Origin of the sequence: Mycobacterium sp. (assembly GCF_049802695.1) — a bacterium.
In the GTDB taxonomy this organism is placed as follows: domain Bacteria; phylum Actinomycetota; class Actinomycetes; order Mycobacteriales; family Mycobacteriaceae; genus Mycobacterium.
The window spans coordinates 1-7,492 of the sequence record NZ_JBARMY010000010.1; the positions used below are offsets into that span (position 1 = coordinate 1).

The window sequence follows — 7,492 nt, forward strand, 5'->3', positions numbered from 1 at the left end:
CGCGGGCGCCAACGACCGTCAGCCGTCGCCGCCGGTCTATCGGGCGCCGAATGGCCGGCACCGCGATGGATTCGGCGCCGGACAGGTACGCGCCGGTGATCGAGTCCTTGTTGCGCAGCAACTCGTGATAGGTACCGCTGTGCACGATCTGGCCACCGTGCTCACCGGCGGCCGGGCCGATGTCGACGACCCAGTCGGCATGCGCGATGGTGTCCTCGTCGTGTTCGACGACGATCAGCGTGTTGCCCAGATCCCGCAGCCGGGTGAGGGTTTCGATGAGCCGGCGGTTGTCACGCTGATGCAGACCGATCGACGGCTCGTCGAGCACGTAGAGCACGCCGACCAATCCGGAACCGATCTGGGTGGCCAGCCGGATCCGTTGCGCCTCACCGCCGGACAATGTGGCGGCTGCGCGCGAGAGGGACAGGTATTCAAGTCCGACGTCGAGCAGGAAGCCGAGCCGCGACTGAATCTCTTTGAGCACCTGCCCGGCGATCGCCGTCTCGCGAGTGCCCAGTGTCAACGCGGCCAGGAAGTCCGCGCATTCGGAGATCGACAGGTCGCACACCTCGGCAATGGATTTGGCGCCGCGGTCCCCAGCCGTCAGCGTCACCGCCAAGATCTCCGGTTTGAGCCGCGTACCCTCGCACACCGGGCACGGCACGTCCCGCATGAAGCCCTCGTAGCGTTCCTTCATCTGCTCGGACTCGGTTTGCTGCATCTTGCGCTGCAGGAACGCCATGACGCCTTCGAAGTCGGCGTAGTAGGACCGGGTGCGGCCGTACCGGTTGCGGTACCGGACGTGCACCTGCTCGTCGCAGCCCTCCAGAATCGCCTTGCGCGCTTTGGCGGGCAGCTTGCGCCACGGAGTGTCGACGTTGAAACCCATCGCGTCACCGAGGCCGGCCATCATCCGGGTGAAGTAGTCGGCGGTGTGGCCCATCGACCACGGCGCCACGGCGCCCTCCGCCAAGGTGAGCTCCGGGTCGGGCACGACCAAATCGGGATCGACCTCTTTGCGGATCCCCAATCCGCTGCATTCCGGGCAGGCGCCATAGGGTGAGTTGAACGAGAACGACCGCGGTTCGAGGTCGTCGACGGCCAGCGAATGGCCGTTGGGGCAGGCCAGTTTCTCGGAGAACCGCTGTTCGCGGTTGTGGGCGTCGTGCTCATGGTCGACGAACTCGAGCACGACGATGCCGTCCGCCAGGTTCAGCGCGGTCTCCACCGAATCGGTGAGCCGCTGTTTTGCGCTCGCCTTGACGGTCAGCCGGTCGACCACCACTTCGATGTCATGCTTCTCCTGCTTCTTCAGCTTCGGCGGGTCGGTCAGCGGGTGCACCACACCGTCGACCCGCACCCGGCTGTACCCCTGACTGTTCAGCTTCTCGAACAGATCGACGAACTCGCCCTTGCGGGTGCGCACCACCGGGGCCAGCACCTGGAACCGGGTGCCTTCCGGCATCGCCAGCACCTGGTCGACGATTTGTTGCGGCGTCTGGCGGGCGATCCGGTGGCCGCACACCGGGCAGTGCGGGGAGCCGGCGCGCGCGTACAGGAGCCGGAGGTAGTCGTACACCTCGGTGATGGTCCCGACGGTGGACCGGGGGTTTCGGTTGGTCGACTTCTGGTCGATCGACACCGCCGGGGACAGCCCCTCGATGAAGTCGACGTCCGGCTTGTCCATCTGGCCGAGGAATTGGCGGGCATAGGCCGACAGCGACTCCACGTAACGCCGCTGGCCCTCGGCGAAGATGGTGTCGAACGCCAGCGACGACTTCCCCGACCCGGATAGGCCGGTGAAGACGATCATCGCGTCGCGCGGCAGGTCAAGGTCGACACCGCGCAGGTTGTGCTCACGCGCACCTTTGACGATCAGGCGGTCAGCCACCGGGTTCCTTCTCGCTCATCTTCAGACGTCGTTCCCATGCTATGTGCCCGTGCCGACAGCCATCCGTCGGCCAGTACCGTGACCGGTATGACTCGCCGGATTTGAGGAGTGGCGCCAAATGACTCTCGTCGACGACAACTACACCGGCCACGTCGAGCCGGGCAATGCGGCGCGGCGCACCCTGCCGGGCGCGACCATCGTCAAGGTTTCGGTGGGCCCGATGGACAACAACGCCTACCTGGTCACATGTTCCCGAACGGGCGAAACCCTGCTGATCGATGCCGCCAACGACGCCGACGTCCTCATCGGGCTGGTGCGGCAACACGCTCCGAAAGTGTCGTTGATCGTTACCAGCCACCAGCACTTCGATCACTGGCAGGCACTGGAAGCGCTGGCCGCGGCCACCGGCGCGCCGACCGCTGCGCACGAGATCGACGCCAAGCCGCTGCCGGTCAAACCCGACCGTCTGCTCAGTCACGGCGACACCGTGCAGGTCGGCGAGCTGACCTTCGACGTCATCCACTTGCGCGGCCACACGCCCGGGTCGATCGCGCTGGCGCTGGACGGCCCCGGCGCCGGTGACGCCACGCAGCTGTTCACCGGGGACTGCCTGTTCCCCGGCGGGGTGGGCAAGACGTGGCAGCCCGGCGACTTCACCCAGCTGCTGGCCGACGTCACCAGCCGGGTGTTCGACGTCTACGCCGACTCGACCGTCGTCTACCCCGGACACGGCGACGACACGACGCTGGGCGCCGAGCGGCCCAACTTAAAAGACTGGCGGGAACGCGGCTGGTAAGCCAGTCGAAACGCCCTGCTGCCCCTAAGCTTTGCGGGATGAAGGTCGGCATCGACTTCGGCACCACGCACACCGTTGTTGCGGTCGTCGACCGGGGCAACTACCCCGTCGCGTCGTTCGAGGGTCTCGACACCTGGCCGTCGCTGATCGCTGCCAATGCCGCTGGCGAACTTCGCTTCGGTGTGGAAGCGGCCGCTGTCCGCCGCGAGCCGGGCTGGTCGCTGTTGCGATCCTTCAAACGGCTGCTCAACGACGCCGGGCCGCGGACCGAAGTCGAGTTGGGTGGGCGCTCCTACCGGCTGGCCGAGCTTTTCACCCGCTTCCTGGCTCAGCTGCGGAGCGATCTGCAGCATCGCTCGAACGCCGACCTGAGCCCGGGCGAACGTGTCCAGGCCGCGGTCAGTGTCCCGGCCAACGCCTCGAGCGCGCAGCGCTTCCTGACCATGGACGCCTTCACCGAAGCGGGCTTCGAGGTGGTGGCGTTGCTCAATGAACCGTCCGCGGCCGGCTTCGAGTACGCCCACCGATACCGCTCGACCATCACGACCAGGCGCGAATACGTCCTGATTTATGACCTGGGTGGCGGCACGTTCGACGCGTCACTGCTGAAGATGACCGGACGGCTGAACGAGGTTGTCGCCAGCGAAGGCATTCAGCGCCTCGGTGGCGACGATTTCGACGAGGCGATTCTGAAGCTCGTCCGCAAATCTGCCCATCTTCGCCGGCTGGACGCCGCCAGCCGCGAAGTGCTGCTGGAGGAGTGCGCAACCCGCAAAGAAGCAGTCGGCCCGAACACCCGTCGCTTCCTGGTCGACCTGTCGGCGGTCGACCGGCCGCCGTTCTGCTGTGCGATCGAGGACGTGTACGCCGTCTGTGCCCCCCTCATCGACAAGACCGCACAGGTGCTGGGGCGGGTCCTGCGTGACCCGGGCCGCGACGACGGTGACCTCGACGGTGAGGTGGCCGGTGACGTGGACTGGTCGGAGGTGGCCGGCATTTACGTGGTCGGTGGAGCTGGAAGCTTTCCGCTGGTCGCACGCATGCTGCGCACATCGTTCGACGACAAGCGGGTCAAACGGTCGCCGCACCCGTTCGCCGCGACCGCTATCGGCCTCGCCGGTTTCCTCGACAAAGAGTCCGGCTTTGAGTTATCGGACCAGCTCTCACGGCATTTCGGCGTCTTCCGCGAAGCGCACGCCGGTCAGGACGTCACCTTCGACCCGATCTTGCCCAAAGGGATCACGCTGCCGGCCAACAATCAACCGCCGGTCGTCGTCAACCGGACCTACCGGGCAGCACACAACATCGGCCACTTCCGGTTCATCGAGTGCAGCCGCCTCTCCGGCGACCGGCCGGACGGCGACGTTACGCCCTACGATCCGGTCTGGTTTCCCTTCGACCCGGATCTGCATCAGGAGGCGGATCTCGCCCGTCGCCCGGTCGACCGCCGCGACGACGGGCCGGACGTCGAAGAGCGTTACATCGTCACGGCCGGTGGAGCGGTGGAAGTGACGCTCACGACGCGACCGGCCGGGCTGACGCGAACCTTTCAGCTGACGCGGCACGCCCTGATTAGCCCGTAGCGGGTGTGGCGCTGAGTCAGCTGGATCGGGCAGCTCAGGGCGAAGTGTGCACGATCAGGACGTCGACCTTCGCCCGGCGGGACACGTTGGCTGGCACAGATCCCAGCAGCCGGCCCGCGATCGTGTTGAGGCCGACGTTTCCGACGACCAGCAGATCAGCCGAAACCTCCTCGGCCAGTCCAACGAGCGCGTCGACCGGGGCGCCGACGACGGCCCGTTCTTCGATGTTCCCGGCGCCCGCGGCGCGGGCCCGGTCTTTGGCCTCACGCAGAATCGCGTAGATGGGAGCGCTGCCCGCCACCTTGTAACTCTCGCCTTTGAGGATGTCTGCGGCCCGCGAATCGTCACCGTGGGGCAGATAGGCCGACGCGACGAACAGCTTCGCGTTTGCGCCGGCGAGTGCGCCGGCCCGGTCTACCGCGCGCAGGGACGAGTCGGAGCCGTCCGTTCCTACCACCACGGTCTGATAGGCGCTCATTTACCCTCCAAGTGTCGGTTGCTCCGCCAACCAAAGACAGTATCGCTTCCCCGGATGCGGAGGGTTGGATTGTGCGACACACCGGTAGCGTGGCCCGCGGGTGGGCCTGGCCTGAGACCGGCGCGCCGGCGAACGACTTCGTTGTGAGCCGGGCGGCGTAAGCGTGTCTGTTGGCACGAAAGTCGTTGTGACGCAGGATAGTGCCGGTCTGGTTGCCGATCGGGCTAGCTATGCGCCTGGCGACCCCCGCCACGACGCGATCAATCAGGGGTCCGCAGCGGTAATGAGCCTCACTACAGGAGCCCTACAGTGACAACCATCATGCCCGCCTCGACACTCGCAGAACCAACCGCGGAGGCGATCGCCAGCGATCCGATGCTTCGGCATCGCCGTCCCGGAAGAATAGCGGACCCGCTGGCGATCGCCGCGCTGGCCGCTGTGATCAGCGGCGCCGGGGCCTGCCGGCCATCGCTGTGGTTTGACGAAGGCGCAACGATCTCGGCGTCGGCCAGTCGCTCATTGCCGCAGCTATGGCAACTGCTGGGCCACATCGATGCCGTACACGGCTTGTACTACCTGGTGATGCATGGCTGGTTCGCTTTGTTCCCGCCGACGGAGTTCTGGTCTCGCGTTCCCAGTTGCCTTGCAGTCGGTGCCGCCGCTGCCGGCACTGCGGTCTTCACCAGGCAGTTCTCCACCCGCGCCACCGCGGTGTGCGCCGGTGGCGTCTTCGCCGTCCTGCCCCGCACCACCTGGGCTGGCGTGGAAGCCCGTCCCTACGCACTTTCGGCAGCCGCCGCGGTCTGGCTCACGGTGCTGCTGATCGCCGCTTTGCGACGCAACCGGCCTTGGCTGTGGCTGTCCTACGCGCTGGCTCTGCTGCTTTCGGTGCTGGTCAACCTCAACCTCGCGCTGCTGGTCGTGGTGTACGCAGCCGTGCTGCCGGTGATCCGGCCCGGCAAGTCCGCGGCCGGCTGGTGGGCCGTCACCTCAGCCGTCGCGATGGGCGTCATGACGCCGTTCATGATCTTCGCGCACGGCCAGATCTATCAGGTCGGCTGGATCTTTCGGGTCAACTGGCACAACGTCATCGACGTCGTGCAGCACCAGTATTTCGAGAACAGCGTCCCGTTCGCGATCATCGCCGGCCTGGTCATCGTCGCCGCCGGCGTGGCCCGACTGGCCGGTGCCGGCGGGCCCGGCGGCGAGACCCGGCGGCTGCTGCTGGTGTGCATCGCGTGGATGGTGCTGCCCACCGCGGTCAGCATCATCTATTCGGCGGTCAGCAAGCCGGTTTACTTCCCGCGCTACCTGTTCTTCACCGCCCCGGCGATGGCTGCGGTGCTGGCCGTGTGCATCGTCACCGTCGCCGGCAAGCGGTGGGCCGTCGTTGTTGTGCTCGCCGTGCTCGCCGTCGCCGCCGCGCCCACCTACCTCTTCTCGCAACGCACCCGGTACGCCAAAGAAGGTTGGGACTACAGCCAGGTGGCCGACGTTGTCGCCGCGCACGCGGTGCCCGGGGATTGCCTGCTGATCGACAACACCGTCTTCTGGGCGCCCGGCCCGATCCGCGCGTTGGTGGCGACTCGCCCGGCGGCCTTCCGCCCGCTGATCGATGTCGGCCGGGGAGCCCGGGCAGCCGACCGCGGCACCCTGTGGGACGGACATGTGGCGGTCTGGCTGGTCACCGCTCAGCTCGACAAGTGCGGCACTGTCTGGACGGTTTCCGGCCGCGACAAGACGCTACCGGACCGTCAAGTTGGCCGATCCCTGGTGCCCGGGCGGGTCCTGGGTCACGCGCCCGCCTACCGGTTCGCCGGTGAACTCGGATTCAGAATCGTCGAGCGCTGGCAGTTCCACCGCGCCCAGGTCGTCAAGTCCGTCCGCTGAACGCTGCTTCTCGCGTCATCGATAGCGCCGTCCTCGGCCGGCACGGTAGGACGCCAACGCGCCGACGGCGCCGAGGCCGGCGAACACCGTGAACAGCAAGCGTGCCGGGCTGGCGTCACCGCGGCCGGCGGCGTTCACCACGACGCCGGCCAGTCCCGCGGCGTAGGCGCCGGAGATCAGCTGCACCGTGTTGATCGCGGCGGCCGCCGCGCCGTCTTCTGCGGTGTCGGCGGCGGTCTCCATCGCCCAGGCCGACAGGTGCGGCCAAGCCATCCCAATCCCGGTGCCGCTGATCAGCAGCCCGAATACCCACAGCGCGACCATGCCGCGGGTGGCGTTGTCGACTTGGGTGAGCGCACACAACGCCAGGCCCGACGCCATCACCAGCGGTCCGGCGGCGACGACGCGGACGATCAACTGTTTGTCGTTGAGCGACGCGCTGACCAGCTCGCCGAGCGTCCAGCCGACAGCGAGGGCAGCACCGAGGAACCCGGCGGCCACCGGGCTGAGGTGGGCCAGCCGTTGGCCGAACAGCGGGACGTACATGTCGATCATCGCCACGCCCATCAACAGCCCCATAGTGACGTAGATCCACTTCAGCGGACCGGCACCGAACACGCTGGGCGGCAGCACCGTCACTGACACCCGCCGGTCGAGGACCAGGAACACCGCGACCAGCACGACGCTGATCAGCAGCAGCCCGATCATCACTGGGAGCTTCTGCGGGACCTCGGCGACGGAGACCCCCAATGCGGCCGATCCCAGCAGTAACAGCGACCACAACGGGACCTTGGACGGCGGCGCGTCGCCGCGGTCATCACCGCGGCCGGCCGGCAGTACCCGGGGAACGAGCA

The 7,492-nt window shown here is 67.3% G+C and carries 6 protein-coding genes; 3 read left to right on the forward strand and 3 right to left on the reverse strand.

The genetic code is table 11. From position 1 onward, the window contains the following. Positions 1-1,891, reverse strand: a 1,891-nt coding sequence (gene uvrA, locus WA317_RS00370; protein WP_425171140.1) for an excinuclease ABC subunit UvrA, incomplete at its 3' end; no start/stop codon positions are given. A gap of 118 nt (positions 1,892-2,009) precedes the next feature. Between uvrA and WA317_RS00375 the strand changes: the two genes are divergently transcribed. Further along, positions 2,010-2,687 (forward strand): MBL fold metallo-hydrolase, encoded by a 678-nt coding sequence (locus WA317_RS00375; protein ID WP_425171141.1) that lies wholly within the window; start codon positions 2,010-2,012, stop codon positions 2,685-2,687. Between the two features lie 38 nt (positions 2,688-2,725). Beyond that, entirely contained in the window at positions 2,726-4,270 is a 1,545-nt protein-coding gene (locus tag WA317_RS00380; protein WP_425171142.1) for an Hsp70 family protein, read from the forward strand. Between the two features lie 34 nt (positions 4,271-4,304). On the opposite strand, the gene WA317_RS00385 is transcribed toward WA317_RS00380, so the two are convergent. Continuing rightward, positions 4,305-4,748 (reverse strand): universal stress protein, encoded by a 444-nt coding sequence (locus WA317_RS00385; protein ID WP_425171143.1) that lies wholly within the window; start codon positions 4,746-4,748, stop codon positions 4,305-4,307. A 321-nt stretch (positions 4,749-5,069) separates the two neighbouring features. Here WA317_RS00385 and WA317_RS00390 point away from each other — a divergent pair, with 321 nt between their 5' ends. Then, the gene (locus WA317_RS00390; RefSeq protein ID WP_425171145.1) at positions 5,070-6,638 is read left to right on the forward strand and encodes a glycosyltransferase family 39 protein; all 1,569 of its coding nucleotides are present in this window, start codon (positions 5,070-5,072) and stop codon (positions 6,636-6,638) included. A 15-nt stretch (positions 6,639-6,653) separates the two neighbouring features. On the opposite strand, the gene WA317_RS00395 is transcribed toward WA317_RS00390, so the two are convergent. After that, the coding region (locus WA317_RS00395; RefSeq protein WP_425171144.1) for an MFS transporter at positions 6,654-7,492 on the reverse strand (839 nt) is incomplete at its 5' end.

What these genes read in the sequence shown, in the direction of transcription:
- WA317_RS00375 (WP_425171141.1), top strand. Translation starts at nt 2,010, where the DNA reads ATGACTCTCGTCGACGACAACTACACCGGCCACGTCGAGCCGGGCAAT.
- WA317_RS00380 (WP_425171142.1), top strand. Translation starts at nt 2,726, where the DNA reads ATGAAGGTCGGCATCGACTTCGGCACCACGCACACCGTTGTTGCGGTC.
- WA317_RS00385 (WP_425171143.1), bottom strand. Translation starts at nt 4,748, where the DNA reads ATGAGCGCCTATCAGACCGTGGTGGTAGGAACGGACGGCTCCGACTCG.
- WA317_RS00390 (WP_425171145.1), top strand. Translation starts at nt 5,070, where the DNA reads ATGCCCGCCTCGACACTCGCAGAACCAACCGCGGAGGCGATCGCCAGC.